This is a genomic window from Geodermatophilus sp. URMC 63 (assembly GCF_053502565.1).
In genome coordinates this window covers 1,504,222-1,523,042 of the sequence record NZ_CP199956.1, presented here as the reverse complement: position 1 = coordinate 1,523,042, position 18,821 = coordinate 1,504,222, and the positions used below count along the sequence as shown (strand labels likewise).

18 protein-coding genes are annotated in these 18,821 nt (G+C 77.0%); 7 read left to right on the top strand and 11 right to left on the bottom strand.

Going from position 1 to position 18,821, the window contains the following annotated elements; translation table 11 throughout:
- Window positions 1-8 precede the first annotated feature (8 nt).
- The gene (locus ACWIZO_RS07405) at window positions 9-260 is read left to right on the top strand and encodes a nuclear transport factor 2 family protein (RefSeq protein WP_448641852.1); all 252 of its coding nucleotides are present in this window, start codon (window positions 9-11) and stop codon (window positions 258-260) included.
- A gap of 34 nt (window positions 261-294) precedes the next feature.
- Here ACWIZO_RS07405 and ACWIZO_RS07400 read toward each other — a convergent pair whose 3' ends face one another.
- The gene (locus ACWIZO_RS07400; RefSeq protein ID WP_448641851.1) at window positions 295-780 is read right to left on the bottom strand and encodes a hypothetical protein; all 486 of its coding nucleotides are present in this window, start codon (window positions 778-780) and stop codon (window positions 295-297) included.
- Window positions 781-814: 34 nt separating this feature from the next.
- Here ACWIZO_RS07400 and ACWIZO_RS07395 point away from each other — a divergent pair, with 34 nt between their 5' ends.
- Window positions 815-1,354: an NUDIX domain-containing protein gene (locus tag ACWIZO_RS07395; protein WP_448641850.1), complete on the top strand. Its 540-nt coding sequence runs from the start codon at window positions 815-817 to the stop codon at window positions 1,352-1,354.
- A gap of 29 nt (window positions 1,355-1,383) precedes the next feature.
- On the opposite strand, the gene ACWIZO_RS07390 is transcribed toward ACWIZO_RS07395, so the two are convergent.
- The gene (locus ACWIZO_RS07390) at window positions 1,384-1,956 is read right to left on the bottom strand and encodes an NADPH-dependent FMN reductase (protein ID WP_448641849.1); all 573 of its coding nucleotides are present in this window, start codon (window positions 1,954-1,956) and stop codon (window positions 1,384-1,386) included.
- 231 nt (window positions 1,957-2,187) lie between these two features.
- Here ACWIZO_RS07390 and ACWIZO_RS07385 point away from each other — a divergent pair, with 231 nt between their 5' ends.
- A complete protein-coding gene (locus ACWIZO_RS07385) occupies window positions 2,188-3,201 on the top strand; it encodes an ATP-dependent DNA ligase (RefSeq protein ID WP_448641848.1) in 1,014 nt (337 codons plus the stop codon).
- On the opposite strand, the gene ACWIZO_RS07380 is transcribed toward ACWIZO_RS07385, so the two are convergent.
- The 5 genes from ACWIZO_RS07380 to ACWIZO_RS07360 form a co-directional block, all read right to left on the bottom strand.
- Window positions 3,198-3,701, bottom strand: coding sequence for a MarR family winged helix-turn-helix transcriptional regulator (locus ACWIZO_RS07380; RefSeq protein WP_448641847.1), 504 nt, complete (start codon window positions 3,699-3,701; stop codon window positions 3,198-3,200). The two genes, ACWIZO_RS07385 and ACWIZO_RS07380, sit on opposite strands and share 4 nt — an antisense overlap.
- A gap of 33 nt (window positions 3,702-3,734) precedes the next feature.
- Window positions 3,735-4,742, bottom strand: coding sequence for an anti-sigma factor RsbA family regulatory protein (locus ACWIZO_RS07375; RefSeq protein WP_448641846.1), 1,008 nt, complete (start codon window positions 4,740-4,742; stop codon window positions 3,735-3,737).
- Between the two features lie 170 nt (window positions 4,743-4,912).
- Complete coding sequence (locus ACWIZO_RS07370; protein WP_448641845.1) at window positions 4,913-10,015, bottom strand: SpoIIE family protein phosphatase; 5,103 nt, start codon at window positions 10,013-10,015, stop codon at window positions 4,913-4,915.
- Window positions 10,016-10,111: 96 nt separating this feature from the next.
- The gene (locus ACWIZO_RS07365; protein ID WP_448641844.1) at window positions 10,112-11,038 is read right to left on the bottom strand and encodes an alpha/beta fold hydrolase; all 927 of its coding nucleotides are present in this window, start codon (window positions 11,036-11,038) and stop codon (window positions 10,112-10,114) included.
- 203 nt (window positions 11,039-11,241) lie between these two features.
- Window positions 11,242-11,496, bottom strand: coding sequence for a hypothetical protein (locus tag ACWIZO_RS07360; RefSeq protein ID WP_448641843.1), 255 nt, complete (start codon window positions 11,494-11,496; stop codon window positions 11,242-11,244).
- Between the two features lie 293 nt (window positions 11,497-11,789).
- On the opposite strand from ACWIZO_RS07360, the gene ACWIZO_RS07355 reads away from it, so the two are divergent.
- Entirely contained in the window at window positions 11,790-12,230 is a 441-nt protein-coding gene (locus ACWIZO_RS07355) for a GNAT family N-acetyltransferase (RefSeq protein ID WP_448641842.1), read from the top strand.
- A gap of 28 nt (window positions 12,231-12,258) precedes the next feature.
- On the opposite strand, the gene ACWIZO_RS07350 is transcribed toward ACWIZO_RS07355, so the two are convergent.
- From ACWIZO_RS07350 to msrA, 4 genes are all read right to left on the bottom strand, one after another.
- A complete protein-coding gene (locus ACWIZO_RS07350; RefSeq protein ID WP_448641841.1) occupies window positions 12,259-13,851 on the bottom strand; it encodes a methyl-accepting chemotaxis protein in 1,593 nt (530 codons plus the stop codon).
- A 115-nt stretch (window positions 13,852-13,966) separates the two neighbouring features.
- On the bottom strand, window positions 13,967-15,085 hold the full coding sequence (locus tag ACWIZO_RS07345; RefSeq protein ID WP_448641840.1) for a class I SAM-dependent methyltransferase: 1,119 nt from the start codon (window positions 15,083-15,085) through the stop codon (window positions 13,967-13,969).
- Window positions 15,082-15,999 carry a haloalkane dehalogenase gene (locus ACWIZO_RS07340; RefSeq protein ID WP_448641839.1) on the bottom strand — a complete coding sequence of 306 codons (918 nt, stop codon included), beginning with the start codon at window positions 15,997-15,999 and terminating at the stop codon, window positions 15,082-15,084. Before ACWIZO_RS07340 ends, ACWIZO_RS07345 begins: the two co-directional genes overlap by 4 nt.
- Before the next feature lie 77 nt (window positions 16,000-16,076).
- Window positions 16,077-16,730, bottom strand: a complete 654-nt coding sequence (gene msrA, locus ACWIZO_RS07335; protein ID WP_448641838.1) for a peptide-methionine (S)-S-oxide reductase MsrA — start codon at window positions 16,728-16,730, stop codon at window positions 16,077-16,079.
- Window positions 16,731-16,828: 98 nt separating this feature from the next.
- On the opposite strand from msrA, the gene ACWIZO_RS07330 reads away from it, so the two are divergent.
- From ACWIZO_RS07330 to ACWIZO_RS07320, 3 genes are all read left to right on the top strand, one after another.
- Window positions 16,829-17,851 (top strand): NADP-dependent oxidoreductase, encoded by a 1,023-nt coding sequence (locus ACWIZO_RS07330; RefSeq protein WP_448641837.1) that lies wholly within the window; start codon window positions 16,829-16,831, stop codon window positions 17,849-17,851.
- 62 nt (window positions 17,852-17,913) lie between these two features.
- Entirely contained in the window at window positions 17,914-18,114 is a 201-nt protein-coding gene (locus ACWIZO_RS07325; RefSeq protein WP_448641836.1) for a hypothetical protein, read from the top strand.
- A gap of 7 nt (window positions 18,115-18,121) precedes the next feature.
- Entirely contained in the window at window positions 18,122-18,820 is a 699-nt protein-coding gene (locus tag ACWIZO_RS07320; protein ID WP_448641835.1) for an alpha/beta fold hydrolase, read from the top strand.
- The last annotated feature ends 1 nt before the right edge of the window (window position 18,821 follow it).

The following is an 18,821-nucleotide window of genomic DNA, read 5'->3' as shown; positions in this document are numbered from 1 at the left end:
GCCCCGCCATGACCGCATCGACCGACTTGGCCGACTGCTACCTCGCCGCCTGGAACGAGACCGACACCGCCGCCCGGCGGGCGCTGCTCGACCAGGTGTTCACCGAGGACGTCACCTACACCGACCCCCTGGCCGACGTCGCCGGCCGGGACGGGCTGGACGCCGCCATCGCCGCCGTCCAGGCGCAGTTCCCCGGCTGGGGGGACGGGCGGATCCGCACCGTGCTCGGCTTCCTCGACCGGGTGCCCGCCGCGCCCTGAAGCCGCCATGCATCGCGGGGGCTTCCCGCGCGGTTCAGCCGCGTCGTCGCTGCCACCAGCGGCGGCGCGGCGCCGGGGCGGGCGGGGCCTCGACGGCGGGCGGGGGCGGCGGGCGGTCCCGGTACCAGCCCTCGACCAGCGCCTCGACGTCGGCCAGCCCCGGCACCGGCGACCAGCGGCTCTCCTGCGGACGGCGCCAGAAGGCCTCGACCCGGGCGTTGTAGTCCTCGGCGACGGCGCGGACGGCGCCCTCCGACGGCAGGCCCGCCACCCGCTGCGGCAGCTCGTCGCGCTCGCGGCGCAGCGCCAGCCCCGGGGGCAGCATGTCGGCGGGCCGGATGCCCTCGCGGCGGGCCTTGGCGATCGCCCAGTCGTAGACGGTCTCCTCGGGGTCGAACGCCAACGGCCTCGCTGCAGGGGCCCGCCCCGAGCTCGCGAGGGGTGGGGGGTCAGCGAGGTCCTTCACCTGCCGCTCGACCCAGGTCTCGAAGGACACGCCGGGTGGCTTGCGGTCGGTCACCGCTCCATGCTCCGCCTCTGCCAGGCTCGGCTGCATGCGGACGACGGGCAGCCGGGAGGTCTACCGCAACCCGTGGATCCGGGTGCGCGAGGACACCGTCGAGCGGACCGACGGCTCGACCGGCGTGTACGGCGTCGTCGAGAAGCCGCACTTCGCCGTGGTGCTGGCCGCCGAGCGCGACGGGTTCTGGCTGGTCGAGCAGTTCCGCCACCCCGTCGCCCGCCGCGCGTGGGAGTTCCCGCAGGGCACCTGGTCCGCCGAGGTGCTGACGGCGGGCGGCGCCGGGGCGCCGGAGGAGCTGGCCCGCGCCGAGCTCGCCGAGGAGACCGGGCTGCGGGCCGGCCGGGTCGAGCACCTCGGCCACCTGGACCTGGCGCCGGGCCTGTCCACGCAGGAGTTCGACGTCTGGCTGGCCACCGACCTCACGCCCGGCCCGACCGCCCGGGAGGCCACCGAGGCCGACATGGTGACGGCGTTCGTGACCGAGGCGGAGCTCCGCGCGATGGTCGCCGACGGCCGCTTCACCGACGGCCCCTCACTGGCCGCCTACGCGCTGCTCCTGCTCCGCCGCTGACCGCCGGCCCCGCCGCAGGGGCCTGTCGCTCAGGCGGCGCGGAGGCTGCGCAGCGCGGTGGTGAGCCGGAGCAGCTCGTCGAGCATCGCCTTGCCGCCGGCCTCGAGCTCGGCGTTGGGGACGAAGCGCTCCTCGTCGTCGAGGAACTGGGCGAAGAAGGGCACCGAGACCGCCTCGACCACGGGCACCACGCGCAGCGCGGCCAGCACCGGCTTGAGCGCCGAGGACGCCCGCAGCCCGGCCGAGACACCGCCGTAGGTCACCAGGCCGGCGGCCTTGTCGGCCCACTCGACCGACAGGTAGTCCAGGGCGTTCTTCAGCCCGGCGGGGAAGGAGTGGTTGTACTCCGGCGTCACGAAGACGAACGCGTCGCCGCGGGCGACCGTGGCGCTCCAGTCCTTGGTGTGCTGGTGCACGTAGCGCTGCTGCCGCGGGTGGTGGGGCTCGTCGAAGACCGGCAGGCCGACCTCGGCGAGGTCCACCAGCTCGACGTCGAAGCCGCCGTGCTCCTCGGCCAGGCGCCGGACCCACTCGGCGACGGCGAGACCCCGGCGACCGGGACGCGTGCTGGCGGCGACCACCTGCAGGACGGGACGGGACACCGGGACTCCTCGGGACGACGGGGTGTTCGTCCAGTTCTCAACGACCGCGCCCGCCCGTCCTTCCCTGACCGCGAGTGACCTCCCCCGCACCGTCGCCGACCCGTCGGCGCCGCTGCAGCGCCCTGCCGCGGGCTCCGGGCCGTGGGGCAGCGGGTCCTCCGGGTGCCCCGAACGGGGGAGTCCGCGGCCCGGGGGCCTGCGCGACGGCCCGGCAGCCCCGACGCTGACCGCGTGCCGCTCTCCGTCCCCGGTCTGCCGGGCCTGCCGCCGGACCTGGCCGGACCGGTCGCGGTGGAGCTGGCCAAGCCGGTGCGGGACCTCCCCGCCGCCGGCGCGCTGCCCGGCGGCTGCCGGTACGAGCCCAAGTGGGACGGCTACCGGATGGTCGTCGTCCGCAACCGGTCGGGCACGCGGCTGTGGTCCAAGCAGGGCCGCGACCTCACCGACCGCTTCCCCGACGTCGCCGCGGCCGCGCTCGCCCAGGTGCCGGCCGGCACGGTCCTCGACGGCGAGGTCGTCGTCTGGAACGGCGAGCGCCTCGACTTCGGGTTGCTGCAGCGCCGCATGGTCACCTCGCCCGGCCGGATGGCCGCCCAGGCCGCCGCCCACCCGGCCTCCTACGTCGCCTTCGACCTGCTGGCCACCGCCGGCGAGGACCTCCGCGGCCGCCCGTTCCGCACCCGCCGCACCCGGCTCGAGCAGCTCGCCCGGCCGTGGGCGCCGCCGCTGCAGCTCTCCCCGGTGACCGCCGACCGCGAGGAGGCCCGCGGCTGGGCCGCCGACCTGCGGCCGCTGGGCGTCGAGGGCCTGGTCGCCAAGGGCGCGGCCACCCGCTACGCCGGGGGACGGCGGGAGTGGCTCAAGGTCAAGTCCTGGGAGACGACGGAGGTGCTCGCCGGCGGCGTCATCGGGACCCTCGAGCGCCCGAGCCAGCTCGTCGCCGGGCGCTACCGGGACGGCGAGCTGGTCGTCGTCGGCCGCACCAGCCCGCTGTCCCCCGCGGCCGCCGCCGAGCTGGCCGCCGTCCTCACCCCCGCCGGTCCCGACCACCCCTGGCCCAAGCGGATCGGCACCGGCCGCTTCGGCGGCGGGCGGCTGTCGGTCGCGCTCACCCGCGTGGTGCCCGACGTCGTCGTCGAGGTCAGCGCGGACGCCGCGCTGCAGGCCGGCGTCTTCCGGCACCCGCTGCGCTTCCTCCGCGTGCGCGCCGACCTGCACCCCGGGGACGTCCCGCCCGTCGGCTAGGGCCGCTGCGGCACCCGGCCCAGCGTGACGAGGAAGCGGCGCAGCAGACAGGCCAGCTGCGCGAGCTCGTCCTCGGACAACCCGGCCAGCAGGCCGCGCTCGGTCTCCAGGTGGTCGGGCAGGGCGGCGTCCAGCGCCGTGCGGCCGGCCGCGGTGAGGGTGACGACGACGGCCCGCCCGTCGGACTCGCTGCGGGTGCGCGTGATCAGGCCCTTCTCCTCCAGCCGGTCCAGTCGCTGGGTGATCGCCCCGGAGGTCACCAGCGCCGTGCGCATGAGCGCGGTCGGCGTCAGCTGGTAGGGGTCGCCGGCCCGGCGCAGGGCGGCGAGGACGTCGAAGGACGGCGCGTCCAGCCCGTGCCGGGCGAAGGTCTCGCGCTGGGCGAGGTGGACCTCCCGCTGCAGCTGGCTGATCCGGCCGATGACGCCCATCGGCGAACAGTCGAGGTCGGGACGCTCCCGGGCCCACTGCTCGAGGATGAGGTCGACGGCGTCCTCCACGGCAGGTAGCTCAGCAGTGAGGAAACAGCAGCGTCAAGCCGCGCCGATGCCGGCCGCCGGGGGTACGAGGGTGGTGCTCAGCCGGACGGTGAACCCGCCGGTGCCGGGCAGCAGGTCGACGGAGTCCCACAGCTTGCGGGCCAGCCACAACCCCATGCCGCCCGCGGCGAGGTCGTCGCCGTGCGCGGGCACGAAGCCGGTCAGGGGGTCGACGGAGGACGTGCCGGCGTCGCTGATCGTGCAGACCATCGCGTCGCCGTCGGTCCACACCCGCGCCGAGACCGGCTGCCGCCCGTGCCGGAAGGCGTTGGCGGCCACCTCGCTGACCGCCAGGTGCAGGTCGGCCCGCTGGTCGGCGTCAGGCACCCACCGGGTGAGGACCCGCCGCAGGTCGCCGCGCAGGGTGGGCAGCGTCGGCGCCGCGTCGACGGCGTACACCGGCTCGCCGGCCTGCAGCGGCTCGCGGACGGCGCCGAGCCCGCGCAGGAGGTCCGCGGGCGGGCGGAACGCGGGGCTGGGGACCCGCACGCCGTCGTGGGCCAGTTCGGGATGGGTGTGCCGGGCGCCCGCGACGACCTCGGGCGGCAGCCGCTCCTGGTCGTAGACGCACATCACCGTCACCGGGGCGCCGGCCATGAACACGTTGCTCGCCGCCTCGTAGCGCAGGACCTCGCGCCGGCGCCGGGGGTCGGCGTCCCACTGCGGCTCGGCGAGGATCCGCAGCCGGCCCGAGCCGGTGGCCCCCGCCCGCTCCAGCAGGCGGCGCACGACGACCACCGCGTCGGGCGAGCGCGCGCCCACGAGGCAGATGCGGGCGTCGTCCTCCACCGTGCCGACACCGGTGCCCAGGGCCCGGCGGACTGCGTCGGCGGTGTCGGGGACGCAGCCGAGCACGGGCAGGTCCCCCTCGCGCAGGCCCTCCTCGAGGAACGCGGCGGCCACGGCGACGGTCTCGTCGGCGGAGCGGACCAGGGCGGCCGTGTGCCGGAAGGCCGCTCCTCCGGGCGAGGGGCCCGGCGCGCCGGACCCGGGCCGCGGCACGGCTCCGCCCGGCTCCGCCTCCGTGGCGGAGGCCCCTGCGACTGGATCCACTGGCCCCTCGACCCGCCTCGACACCGGAACGACTCCGGCCACTTCTCCCATTGTCAGGCACCGCGCACAGGCGGGCGCGTCGGGGTGGCGCTGCCCACCCTGCGGAGGGACCCGGCCGGCTAGGAGCGGTCGCCGCCGAGGTCCCCCAGCGCGAGCACCCGCGCCGGTGCCGAGCCCGGGCGCGTGCGCACCTGCAGGACCACCCGGCGGGCGGCCGCCGCGGCCTGCAGCTCCAGGACCAGCCCCACGCCGGCGCTGGCCAGGTACGTCACCGGCGTCAGGTCGAGCACCGCCCGCGCGCCCGCGGGCAGCTCCTCCAGTGCCCGCAGCGCCTCGGCCCGCAGCCCCGGGGTGACGGCCAGGTCGACCTCGCCGGTGACCTCCAGCCGCAGGCCGTCGCCGTCCCGGTGCGCCTGCAGCCGGGCCGGCCCGGTGTCCGACGGCACCCGCGGCCCGCGCACCGGCGGGTCGGCCGGCCCGGGACCGGCCGGGACGAAGCGGAAGCGCACCGTCGTCCCGGCGCCCTCGACACCGCGCAGGTCGGTGGTGCGGGCGACCTCCACGTCGGTGGCCAGCGCCGAGATCAGCTCCAGCCCGCGGCCGCGGTGCCCGGGGTCGGCCGGCACGGGCCGCCAGACGCCCTCGTCCCGGACGCAGACGTCGACGCTGCCGTCGGCGGTCCGCGCCAGCCGGTACTCGCACCGGCCCGCCCCGCCGCTCGCGGCGTAGGCGTGCTCGACGGCGTTGGCCAGCGCCTCGCCCAGGGCCAGCTGCAGGTCGTCGACGCCGTCCTCGGACAGTCCGGCGGCCCGCGCCCAGGCGGTGACCGTGCGGCGCACCCGGGCCAGCCGGGCGGGGTCGGCCGGCAGGGTCTCCTGCACCGGTGGGGGGGTCAGCCGCGCGGCGATGACCGCGACGTCGTCGGGCAGGGCCGACGCGTCGAGCACCTCGCCGAGCAGCGCCCGGGTCAGCCGGGCCGGGTCGGCGTCGGCGAGCCGGGCGGCTGCGTCGGTCACCCGCTGCAGGCCCACGTCGAGGACCTCGCCGCGCCGCTCGACCAGGCCGTCGGTGTAGAGCAGCAGCGTCGTCCCGGGCGCGACGACGGCGCTGCCCTCGGTGTAGGGCGGCCGTCCCGGCGCGCCGAGGACGGAGCCGGCGCCGTCCTCCAGCAGCTGGGCCCCGCCGTCGGTGACCAGCAGCGGCGGCAGATGGCCGGCGCGGGCCCACCGCACCGTGCCGGCCACCCAGTCGAGGACCAGGCAGGCCGCCGTGGAGGCCAGCGCGCCCGGCAGTCGCGCGGCGAACCGGTCGAGCAGCTCCAGCGCCTCCGCCGGTGGGCTGCCCTGGAGCAGGGCGGTGGACAGCGCGCTGCGCAGCTGCCCCATGACCGCGGCGGCGGACGGCCCCTGGCCGACGACGTCGCCGACGGCGACCGCGACCCGCCCGCCGCCCAGCTCGACGACGTCGTACCAGTCGCCGCCGGCGGAGGTGCCGGCCGCACCGGGCAGGTACTCCGCGGCCAGCGCGAGCCGCTCCAGCTGCGGCAGCCGCTGGGGCAGCAGGTCGCGCTGCAGGGTCGAGGCGATGTCCTGCTGGGCGCGGTAGAGGCGGGCGCGGTCGAGGGCCTGGGCGCACTGCTCGGCGACGGCGAGCAGCATGCCGCGCTCGACGGCGCCGAACCGGCGGGCCTCCGCGAAGCCGACGCCGACGACGCCGACCACCCGGCCGGCCACCAGCAGCGGCAGGGCCACGGTCGAGGCCAGCCCGAACGCGGCCAGCGCGCCTGCCTGGTCCGGCGCCAGGCCGCCGCGGGCACCGGGCCAGTCGGCCAGGTCCTCGACCCACTGCGCCCGCCGCTCGGCGACGGCGGCGGTCACCGCGAGCGGTGCCGACAGCGGGACGTCGGCCCACAACCGGTGCTCGTCGGCGCCCGCGCCGGCGATGCAGAGCAGGCGCAGCCCCCGGCCGGCGTCGTCGAGCTCGAAGACGCCGACCCGGCTGCCGTGGCCGGTCAGCGCCGTGACGTGGCCGGCCGCCGCCTCGGCGACGTCCACCGGTGAGGTCGCCGCCGACAGCTCCGCGGTGGCCCGCTGCAGCAGCCCGAGCCTCCGGGCGGTGGCCCGCTCGTCGGCCAGCAGCAGCGCGTTGTCGAGCGCCAGCGCCGCGCGGGCGGCGATGTCCTCGGCGACGGCCCGGTCGTCCTCGTGGAACGGCGGCGCGTCGTACCGTCGGCCCAGGGCCAGCACGGCCCGGACCCGCCCGCGGACGGTGAGCGGCACGACCAGGGCGGAGCTGAGGTCCAGCCGGACGCCGCCGTCCCCCGCCCCGGTCAGGTGCGGCCGCAGCGCCGGGACGCCGGTCTCGAGGACCACCCGCCCGAGCCCCCCGTGCGGCTCCAGGGAGTCGACCGCCCGGACCACCTCGTCGTCCACGGCGGCGGTGCCGACGTAGCGGAGCCGCCCGTCGTCCCCCACGACCCGGGCGGTGCAGAGGTCGGCCAGCCGCCGGTCGACCACCAGCCGGGCCAGCGTGGCCAGCTGGCCCTCGACCTCGGTCTCCCGGTCCAGCGCGGTGCCGACGGCCGCGAGCAGCGTCTGCCGCTCGGTCTCGCGGTAGCGGGCGTTGATGTCGGTGCAGCTGCCGACGTACCCGCCGGTGCGCGCCGTCGCGCCGTCCGCGCCGATCGGGGCCCCCCGCTCGAGCAGCCAGTGGTAGGCGCCGTCGGCGCGGCGGAGCCGGAACTCCACCTCCCAGCCCTGCCCGCGCGCCGCGGCCGCGCGGACGGCCCCGGCGTAGCGGTCGCGGTCCTGCGGGTGCAGGCCGGCGCGCCAGCCCTCGCCGAGCTCCTCCTCGACCGCGCGGCCGGTGAACGCCGACCAGCCGGCGTTGAGGAACACCCGCCGGCCGTCGGCGTCGGCCACCCAGATCAGGGCCGGGGCGAGGTCGGCCATCGCGGTGAACCGCTCCTCGGCCTCGCGGCGGGCCCGGCCCAGGTGCAGGTGCGCGTCGACCCGGGCGAGCAGCTCCTGCGCGGAGAACGGCTTGACCAGGTAGTCGTCGGCGCCGGCGGCCAGCCCCTCGACCGCCTCGTCCTGGCCCGCGCGCGCCGACAGCAGGACCACCGGCACGCGCGAGGTGCGGGAGTCCGCGCGGAGCGCGGCCAGCAGCTGCACGCCGTCGAGGCCCGGCATCATCACGTCGCTGACCACGAGGTCGGGCGGGTCGGCGAGCGCCGCCGCCAGCGCGGCCTGCCCGTCCCCGACGGCCCGGACCCGGTGCGCGGGGGCCAGCAGCCGGACGACGTAGTCGCGCATGTCGGCGTTGTCGTCGGCGACCAGCACCCGTCCGGCCCGGGCCGCGGGGACCTCCGGGACCGTCTCGCGGACCTCCTCGGCCGTGCTGGGCAGCCAGCGCAGCGCCTCGGTGACGTACGGGGTGGCCGCCGCCGACACGGCGGGCGTCTCGGCGGCCGGCGGGGCGATCCGCTCCGGCGGCAGGTGCGCGGTGCCCAGCGGCACGGTGACCGTGAACGTGGTGCCGACGTCGGGTGTGCTGTCGACGTCGATCGACCCGCCGTGCAGGCCGACCAGCTCGCGCACCATGGCCAGGCCGATGCCGCTGCCCTCGCCGGACCGGGCGCGGGCGCCCGAGACGCGGGTGAACCGCTCGAACAGCCGCGGCAGCTCGGCGGCGGGGATGCCGGTGCCGGTGTCGGCGACGGTGAGGACGACCGCGCCGTCCCGCTCCCGCAGCCGCACGGTGACACCGCCGGTGAAGGTGTACTTCAGGGCGTTGGACAGCAGGTTGAGGACGACCTTCTCCCACATGTCCCGGTCGATGTGCACCGGCTCCGCCGGCGGCGGGCAGTCGACGGTCAGCGTCAGGCCGGCGCGGTCGAACGCGGAGCGGAAGACGCTGGCCAGCTCGGCGGTCACCGCGCCGAGGTCGACCGGCTCGAAGCGGGCCTCGATGCGCCCGGCCTGCAGCCGGGAGAAGTCCAGCAGCGTGTTGACCAGCTTCTGCAGCCGCAGCGCGTTGCGCTCGACCACCTCGAGCTCCTCGGCCACCCGCGCGTCGGCCGCCGCCACCGGCGAGGAGCGCAGCTCGCTGACCGGTCCGGTGATGAGCGTCAGCGGGGTGCGGAACTCGTGGCTGACGTTGCTGAAGAAGTCGGTCTTGGCGCGGTCGAGCTCGGCCAGCGCCTCCGCGCGGCGCCGCTCGGCCTCGTGGCTCCCGGCGTTGAGCAGGCCCGAGGCGATCTGGTTGGCCAGCAGCTCCAGGTAGCCGCGGTAGGCCTCGTCGAGACGCCGGTGGGGGTTGAGACCGACGACGAGGAAGCCGGCCAGCGCGGCCGCGCCGGGCGCCGCGGAGGCGACCGGCACCACGACCACCTGCTCGGGCGGGGCGTCCCAGGCGCCGGTGGGCAGGCCGGGGAAGCGCTGCGCCGGCCCGTCGACGACGACCAGGGGATCCCCCGCGCGCAGCCGCCCGACCGGCCACACCGGGTCGGCGGTGCCGGCCGGGATCGCGTGCGGCGCCGCCGGGGAGCCCGCGGGCAGGCCGGTCGTGGCACCCAGACGCGCCGTCCCGTCCTCGTCGAACACGTAGGTGGCACTGAAGGGCAGGTCGTGGGGGTTGCGGGCGAGCTGCTCGCCCACCGCGGCCAGCACCTCGGCCTCGGTGCGCTTGGCGGAGACCGCCGTCGCGAGGTCGCGCAGACCGGCCATCCGCCGCTCGGCGAGCACCCGGTCGGTGTTCTCGGTGACGACGCAGAGCATCCCGGCGGTGCGGCCCTCGTCGTCGTCGACCGGGCTGTAGGAGAAGGTGTGGTAGGTCTCCTCCGGGTAGCCGCTGCGCTGCAGGAACAGCAGCAGGTCCTCGTCCCAGGTGGCGACGCCGGTCTCGAGGACCGACTCGATGCGCGGGCCGATGTCGTCCCAGATCTCCGACCACATCTCGCGGGCCGACCGGCCCAGCGCCCACGGGTGCTTGTCCCGCAGCGTGTCGTGCAGGTAGGCGTCGTTGTAGAAGGCGGTCAGCTCGGGGCCGTACGCGGCCCACATCGAGAACCGCGAGGTGAGCACGATGCGCACCAGGTTGCGCAGCGCGGAGGGCCACTGCTCGGGCGGGCCCACCGGGGTGGCGGCCCAGTCCCGGGCGGCCATCTCCCGGCCCACCTCCCCGCCGTTGGCGAACAGGGAGGAGGACGCGTCCGGGGTCACCGCGTCACCACGCAGGGCAGCCTAGGCGGGTCCTGCCGCCGACGCCGACGCGGCCGCCGGACCGGCACCCGGGAGAGTGGGTGGTGGGGCGCCGGCTCAGCCGCCGGGGGCGGCGTCCGGAGGGGGCTGGTCGAGGAACCCGGCGAGGACCCGGCGGAGGTGCTCGACGTTGCCGACCAGCACGTGGCCGCCGGTCGAGAGCTCGACGAGCCGTCCCCGGGGCAGTCGCCGGACGAAGGCCTCGGCGTCGTCGTGCGGGGTGAGCACCGCCTCGGCGGCGTTGACGACCAGCGTGGGCGCCGGGACCGCCTCGGGCGCGGGCTCCCCCCGGTACAGCTCGGGCGCGGCCACCGCCCGGTCGAAGACCATCCCGGGGAGACGGGGCGCCAGCGGGAACGCGGTCGCGTTGATCTCGGCCAGCTCGGCGCGCCCGGCGTCGTCCAGCTCGCCGGCGGGCACACCGGCGGCGATCCGGGTCAGGGGCCCGGAGCGGACGAGCGCCCACAGCAGCGGCTCCAGGGTCACCAGCAGCCGGTAGACGCCCGCGGGCGGGAGCCGGACGGGCCTGCGGGTGGGCAGCACCGGCGACTCCAGGACCAGCCGCCGCACCCGGTCGGGGTGCCGCGCGGCGAGGTGCAGCCCGGTCATCGACCCCGCGGACACCCCCGCGACGTCGGCCCGGTCGATGCCCAGGGCGTCCAGCAGCCGGGCGTAGGCGTCGGCCTGCGCCGCCGTCGTCGCGCCCCGCGGCAGCGTGGAGCCCAGGTAGCCGAACCGGGAGACCGCGACGACGTCGCGGTCCTCGCCGAGCCGGCGCCGGGCCCAGTCCACGCCCTGGTCCCAGCCCCCGCCGCTGCCGTGCAGCACGAGGACGGCCGGCCCGTGCCCGTACCGGGCGTACTCGACGACGCCCTCGGCCGACGACAGGCGGCGCACCGGGACCGGCGGCTCGGCCAGACGCCGCCGGGCCGCCGCCAGGTCGCGGCGGTAGCCCGGGATCACGGCCGCGCCGATCGCCCCCACGATCCCGACGCTATCGGCGGTCGCTGCGACCCGCGGCCCCGGCGACCGGGACGGGGTCGGCGGCTGCTCTCGCCGTTCGCGTACTCGACGTACCGGGGCTCGTGACGCGCCGGTTCCACGTGCAACACGACGGCCACCGGCTCGCGGTCCCGGGGCTTCCCGCGCGACCGCTGCACGACGCTCGCCGGGACCCGCGACCGCGGTCAGCGCGGGGTCTCGACGCCGACGCCACCCATGACGGCCCACCCGTGCAGCCGCAGGTCGGCGCCGCGCTCGTCGTCGGTCCGCTGCACCCCGGGTCCGAGCCCGGCGCCGCCGGCGACGGCGCGCACCCCGCTCCACACCCGCCAGCCCGGCGGCACCCGCACCGCCGCACCGCCCATCACCGCGTGGACGGTGACGTCGACGCCCCCCGGCACCGGCGCCAGGCCGGTCAGGTCCACCTCGCCGCCGCCCATGACGACGTCCAGCCGGACCCGGGAGAAGCTCGGGGTGGCGCGGCCTGAGCTGGACGCCGCCCATCACCCGCACCCGCCGGATCCCGGCGGTGCTGTCGTCACCCTCGTCCGCGCGCCAGGCCCACACCTGCCCGGCGGCGGCGAGGACGCCCTGCACCGCCAGGCCCCCGCCGATCCACGGCAGGGCCCGGCGCAGGCGGGACGGGGTCGGGTGCGTCGTCGGCATGCCCTCCAGGGTGGCCGCAGCGGACTCCGGGGACCAGCACCGCCCTCCCCTGGGAGCATCTGCTGCCGTGGCCGCCGTCGAGCTGGAACCGCTCACCCCCGACAACGTCCGGGCGGTGTGCGAGCTGCGGCTGGGACCCGGCCAGGACCACTTCGTCGCGCCTCCCGCCGTCTCGATCGCCGAGGCGTACGTGCACCCCCAGGCGTGGTGCCGGGCGGTGCGCTCGGGCGGGGAGCTGGTCGGCTTCGTGATGCTGTGGGACTCCGCCGAGCCACCGGGCCACATGCTGTGGCGCCTCATGGTCGACGCCTCCGCGCAGAGACAGGGGATCGGCCGGCAGGTGGTGGCGCTGGTCGCCGAGCACGTGCGGGCGCAGGGCGCGGCGGTGCTGAAGGTGAGCGCCCACGACGGCGACGGGAGCCCGGCCCCCTTCTACCTCTCGCTGGGCTTCGTCCCCACCGGGGAGATGGCCGGCGAGGACGAGCCGGTGTACGCCCTGACCCTCTGAGCTCTCCCCGCCGACGCCGCCGTCCCGGTCACCAGCGGAAGTGCGCCACCGAGGCCTGCAGGCCGGAGGCCAGCCGGGCCACCTCGTCGATCGCCGACCGCGCGTCCTGCATCGCCCGCGTGGTCGAGGTGCTGGCGCCGGCGACCGCCTGGATGTTCTCGGCGATCTGACCGGCCGAGAGCGCCGCCTCGGCGACGTTGCGGTTCATCTCCGTCGTCGTGGCCGTCTGCTCCTCCACCGCCGCGGCGATGGTGCCCTGCGAGTCGTTGATCAGCCCGATGATCGAGGAGATCTCGCCGATCGCGGTGACCGCGCCCTCGGTGTCGGTCTGGATGGCCTGCACCCGGGTGGTGATGTCCTGCGTGGCCCTGGCCGTCTCCTGCGCGAGTTCCTTGACCTCGTTGGCGACGACGGCGAAGCCCTTGCCGGCCTCCCCGGCGCGGGCGGCCTCGATGGTGGCGTTGAGCGCGAGCAGGTTGGTCTGCTCGGCGATGGTGGTGATCGCCTTGACGACGCCGGCGATCTCCAGCGACGACTCGCCGAGCTTGGCGACGGTCGAGGTGGTGGAGTCGGCGACGACGACCGCCTGGGAGGCGACCCGGGCGACCTCGCTGGCGTTCTGGGCGATCTCGCGGATCGACACGCCCATCTCCTCCGAACCGGCGGCCACGGTCTGCACGTTCTGCGAGACCTGCTCGGCCGCGCCGGCCACGATGCCCGACTGGTCGGCGGACTCCACGGCCAGCCGGGAGAGGTCCTGCGCCGAGGCCGACAGCTCCTCGGTCGCCGAGGCCAGCGTGGTGGAGCTGTCCCCGATCGTGGCGAGCACGGTGCGCACGGCCCCCATCGAGGTCTCCAGCGCGACGGCCATCCGCCCCACCTCGTCGCGGCTGTCCACCCCGGTGGCGCCCCGCAGGTCGCCCGCGGCCATCGCGGCGACCACGGCCCCCACCCGGCGCAGCGGACCGACCACCGAGCGGGTGACGGCCCAGCCGAGCAGGCCCAGCACGAGGACGGCGGCGCCGGCGACGGTGAGCACCAGGGGTCCGGCCGAGCTCAGCTGGGCGGTCGTCTCGTCCGCCGCCCGCCGGGCGTGCGCGCCGACCGCGTCGCCGACCGAGGGGAGCTCCTGCTCGAGGTCGGTGAAGGCGGTCAGGAACTGCGGATAGGCGTTCTGCGCCGCCCGGACGTCCCGTCCCGCCGTCGCGACGAGCTGGGCGGCCGCGGCGAGGTAGTCGTCCACGGCGGGCGTGACCGCCGTGACGGCCTGCTCGACGTCGGTCCCGAGACCGTCGGCGACGACCGCGTCCAGGTGCTCCTGCAGGGCGGCCGAGTGCTCCTGCAGGTCGGCCTGCGCCGCCTGGAGGTCCTGGACCCGGCCGGCCTGGGCCGCCTGCAGCGCCTGCAGCACGTCGGCGCGGACGGCGTCGTGCATCATGTCCGCCTCGAGCCCCTCGGCGGTGGCGTGGGTGGTGTCGAGCAGGACCTGGGTGCGGTCGCCGGCCCCCGAGAACTCCTGCACGGCGATGAGGGTGACCGCGCCGAGGGCCAGTGCCCCGGCCCCGACGAGCGCGGACAGCTTGACGCCCAGGGGGCGGTCGGACCAGGTGTTGCGCGGCATGGGGCTCTCCCGGAGCGCGGTGGACGGCGCAGGGAGGCGCCGCTGCCTCCTTGTTCGGCCGGCACCCGGTCGACTGCAACCGAATCCCACGTCGCGGGGGGCCTTTGTGGTTCCGCTATCCGCGCCGGGTGGAGACGGTCACCGTGAAGCGGCGGTCGGCGGCCGCGACGCGGGTGGGACCGACCAGCCGGCGCAGCGCCGCGCGGTGCGGCAGCCGGTTGTTGTAGACCGCCCACAGCTCACCGCCGGGCCGCAGCACCCGCGCCGCGGCGGCGAACAGCCGGTCGGCCGCAGCGGGGACGACGGCGGCGCCCACGTGGAACGGCGGGTTGCAGACGACGAGGTCCACGCTCCCGTCGGGCACCCCGGCCGCGGCGTCGTCCCGCCGCACCTGGACCCGCTCGAGCCCGGCGCGGGCGAGCGTGGCCCGCGCGGAGGCGACCGCCGCGGCCGACTGGTCGGTGGCGGTGACGGCCAGTTCCGGCCGGGAGCGGGCGAGGACGGCGGCCAGCACGCCGGTGCCGCAGCCGAGGTCGAGCGCCGCGCGGGCGTCCGGGGCGGCGCCGGGCAGCGCCGTGAGCAGCAGCCAGGTGCCGTCGTCGACGCGGGTGCCGGCGAAGGCGGCGCCGTGCGCGCAGACGTCGAGGTCCAGGGCGTCGTCGTGCCGGCAGCGGGGGAAGGACGGCCGCACGCCCGGCCGTGGCCCGCGGGCCACCAGCACCCGCGACTTCTGCCGCGCCAGCGTGGCCGAGACCTCGCCGAACCCGGTGCGCAGGACGTCGTTCATGCCGAGGGTCATGTGCTTGACCCGCCCGCCGACCAGCAGGACGGCCCCGGGGTCGGCTGCGGCCGCGGCCAGCTCGGTGAGCTCGCGCAGCGCCTCCAGGGCCCGGGGCGCCTTGGCCAGCACCAGCGTGGCGCCGGCGACCAGGGCGGCGTCCAGGGGCAGGGGGCGGTAGGTGCCGGCCAGCCCGGTGCGCGCGGCGTTGCGGGCCAGCGCGCGCTCCCCGACGAGCAGGTCCTGGTGCACCCGCACGTCGGTGGCGCCGGCCGCGACCGCGCCGAGGGTGAGCGCGCCGTAGGAGTCGTCGACGACCACGACGCGGCCGGGCTCCGCCGGCAGGTGCGGCGCCGCGGTGTCGAGCAGCAGCCGGTCGGTGGCGTCGACAGCGACGAGGTCGGGCGCCTCGACGTCGGGCTCGCGGCGCAGCGTCGCGAGCAGGTCCCCGGTCACGTCCGCGGGGTGGCGGCGACGAACGCGGCGACCGCCCGGCCGAGCTCGGGGCCGACGTCCTCCTGCAGGAAGTGCCCGCCGCCGCGCAGCGTGGTGTGCGGCATCCCCTGCGCGCCGGGCACGAGCCGCTGGAACACCCGGTCGCCGCCGCCGGTGATGGGGTCGGAGTCGCTGAACGCGGTGAGGAACGGCTTCTCCCAGCGGCTGAGCACCTCCCACGCCGCGCGGTTGGCCGCCGACGCCGGGTCGTCCGGCGCGGTGGGCACCAGCGCGGGGAAGACCCGGGCGCCGGCCTTGGACGCCTCGTCGGGGAACGGCGCGTCGTAGGCGGCGACCACCTCCGCCGGCAGGTCGGTGACCGTGCCGTTGGCGACGACGCGACCGACGTCGAACCGGGGCGCGGTCGTGGCGAACCGCTGCCAGGCGAGGAACGCCTCGCCCATCGGGGTGTCGCCGGTGGGCAGCCCGGTGTTGGCGACGACGACCCGCGCGAACCGGTCGGGGTGCTCGGCGACCAGCCGCAGCCCGATCAGCCCGCCCCAGTCCTGGCCGACCAGCGTGACGCCGGTCAGGTCCAGCCGGTCGAACAGCGCCTCGCGCACCCACTCGACGTGCGCGGCGTAGGAGTGGGCCGCGGGGTCGGTGGGCTTGTCGGAGCGGCCGAAGCCGACCAGGTCGGGGGCGACGACGCGCAGCCCGGCGCCGGTCAGCTCCGGGACGACGTGCCGCCACAGGAACGACCAGGACGGCTCGCCGTGCAGCAGGACCACGACCTCGCCGTCGGCCGGGCCGGCCTCGACGTACGCGACCCGCAGCGTCCCGCCGTCCCCGCTGCCGACCTCGACGTACCGCGGCTCGTGGGCGGAGCCGGTCAGCGCGGCGAAGCGCTCCTCCGGCGTGCGGACGACGTCCATGCGGTCCCCCAGGCGAAGGAAGCTCTCCCCACGTCCTGACGCCCAGGACGTGGGGAGAGCTTCCTATGCCTCGCGGGTCACACGCCGGGGAGGCCCACCGGGCAGCTCACGCCGGTCGAGTGGATCGGGCAGTACCCGTCGGGCACCTTGTAGAGGTACTGCTGGTGGTAGTCCTCGGCGTAGTAGAAGTCGCCGAGCGGGGCGATCTCGGTGGTGATCTCGCCGTAGCCGGCCGCCTCCAGCCGCTCCTGGAACTGGTCGCGGCTCGCCCGGGCGGCGGCCTCCTGCTCGGGCGAGGCGTGGTAGATCGCCGAGCGGTACTGCGTGCCGACGTCGTTGCCCTGCCGCATGCCCTGGGTCGGGTCGTGGTCCTCCCAGAACACCTTGAGCAGCTGCTCGTAGCTGATGACGGCGGGGTCGAAGACGACGAGGACGACCTCGGTGTGGCCGGTCTGCGCGGAGCAGACCTCCTCGTAGGTGGGGTTGGGCGTGTAGCCGCCCGCGTAGCCGGCGGCGGTGGAGTACACGCCGGGCGTCTGCCAGAACACCTTCTCGACGCCCCAGAAGCAGCCCGCACCGAAGACGGCGGTCTGCATCCCCTCGGGGAACGGCGGCTGGATGCGGTTGCCGTTCACCGCGTGGGTCTCCGGGACGAACGGCAGCGGGTCGGGCCGGCCCGGCAGCGCGTTCTCCGGCGTCACCGGCTGGGTCTTGTACCGGGAGAACAACATGCTCCGAGCCTAGGACCGTCGCGCCACCCGGCGGGGCGCCGTCCCGGCCGCGGGAGCAGGATCGGGCAGCCGACCCCCGACGACGCAGGAGGCGCCCCGTGCCCGTGACCGCCCGCGAGTGGCACCTCGCCAACCGGCCCCACGGCGAGCCCACCCCCGAGGACTTCGCGCTGGTCGAGGTCGAGCACCCCGATCCCGCCGAGGGCCAGGTGGTGGTGCGGATGGTCGCCATGTCGGTCGACCCCTACATGCGCGGGCGGATGCGCCTGGGGCCGTCGTACGCGGCGCCGTGGGAGGTCGGCGAGGTGATGAAGGGGGGCGCCGTCGGCCGGGTCGTCGAGTCCCGCTCCCCCGACGTCCCGGTGGGCGCGCTGGTGCTCACCGACGCCGCCTGGCGCGACGTCGCCGTCCTCGACGCCCGCGCGGTCCGGCAGCTCCCCGCCACGGAGGACCTGCCGCTCACCTACTCCCTCGGCGTCCTCGGCATGCCGGGGCTGACCGCCTGGGCCGGGCTGTTCCGGGTGGCCGCCTTCCGTGAGGGCGACGCGGTGTTCGTCTCCGGTGCGGCCGGGGCCGTGGGCAGCGCGGTCGGGCAGTTCGCGCGGCTGCGCGGCGCCTCGGCGGTGATCGGCAGCGCCGGCACCCCGGAGAAGGTCGCCTGGCTGCGCGAGATCGGCTTCACCGCCGCCTTCGACTACCACGACGGGCCGGTGCGGGACCTGCTCGCGCAGGCGGCGCCCGACGGCATCGACGTCTTCTTCGACAACGTCGGCGGCGAGCACCTCGACGCCGCACTCGGCGCGATGCGCCTGCACGGCCGGACGACGATCTGCGGCGCCATCTCCTCCTACAACGCGACCGAGGCGGTGCCCGGGCCGCGGAACTTCAGCTCGCTGATGATCGCCAAGCGCCTGGCGGTCACCGGCCTGCTCGTCGGCGACCACACCGACCTGCACGGCGAGTTCACCGGGACGGTGTCGGGGTGGATCCGGTCGGGTGAGCTCGTCGTCCGCGAGACCGTCTACGAGGGGCTGGACAAGGCCGTCCCGGCCTTCCTCGACCTCCTGAGGGGCGCCAACACCGGGAAGATGGTCGTACGCCTGGCACCGGACCCGGACTGAGCGGCGGTCGCTCCCGAGCGAGCGTGGTTGCGCCGTCCCGGAGCCGGGCACAGGGCCCGACCATGTGGTTGTTCCTCACCCGCCGGCTGCGCGTCTGGTTCGTCGTGACCGTCCTGGTGCCGCTGGCCACCGGGCTGCTGCGCCGCGTCGGGCAGGCGCTGGAGCAGCGCCGCGGGCCCGACCCGGTGAGCCGTGCCCTGCTGCAGGCCGGCGACCTCGGCGACCGGGCGCGCGCCCGCCTGCGCGGCGGCCGCCGCCGCTGACCGCTCCGTGACCACCGCGGCGCGGGTCCCCGCGCTCGACCACACACCGGCCGCCGCCCCCACCCGGGCGGTGGCCGTCTTCGCCCACGGCGGCACCGTGGCCAGCGTCGAGCCGCCGCGCGAGCGGGCGCTGTCGCTGATCCGGATGCGGGCGATCCAGGAGGCCGTCTCACGGGCCGCGGCCGGCCGGGGTGTGGAGACCTACCTGCTGCGCTACCGGGTGGCCGGCTGGAACGGGATCGCCGCCGACGCGCACGCCGACGTCCGCTGGGCGCTCGACCGGGTGCGCGAGCGGCACGGCGACGTCCCGGTGGTGCTCGTCGGGCACTCGATGGGCGGCCGGGCGGCGCTGCGGGCAGGGAACGACCCCTCGGTCGCCGCCGTCTGCGGGCTGGCGCCGTGGACGCCGCCGGGCGAGCCGGTCGGCCACCTGCGCGGGCGCACCATCGTGCTCGCCCACGGCCGCGGCGACCGGTGGGTGCCGGCGCGGCTGTCGGCCGACTTCGCCGTCCGGGCGGCCGCGGCGGGGGTGCGGGTCGCCCGGTTCACCCTGCCCGGCGGGCACGGCATGGTGCGTGCGGTCGGCCGGTGGCACGCGCTGGTGCGCGACGTCGTCCTGGCCGGGGCCGGGCTGGCGCCCTGGCGGGACGACGTCCGGGCCGCGCTGGACGCACCGCCGCCGGAGGGCCTCGCCGTTCCGCTGTGAC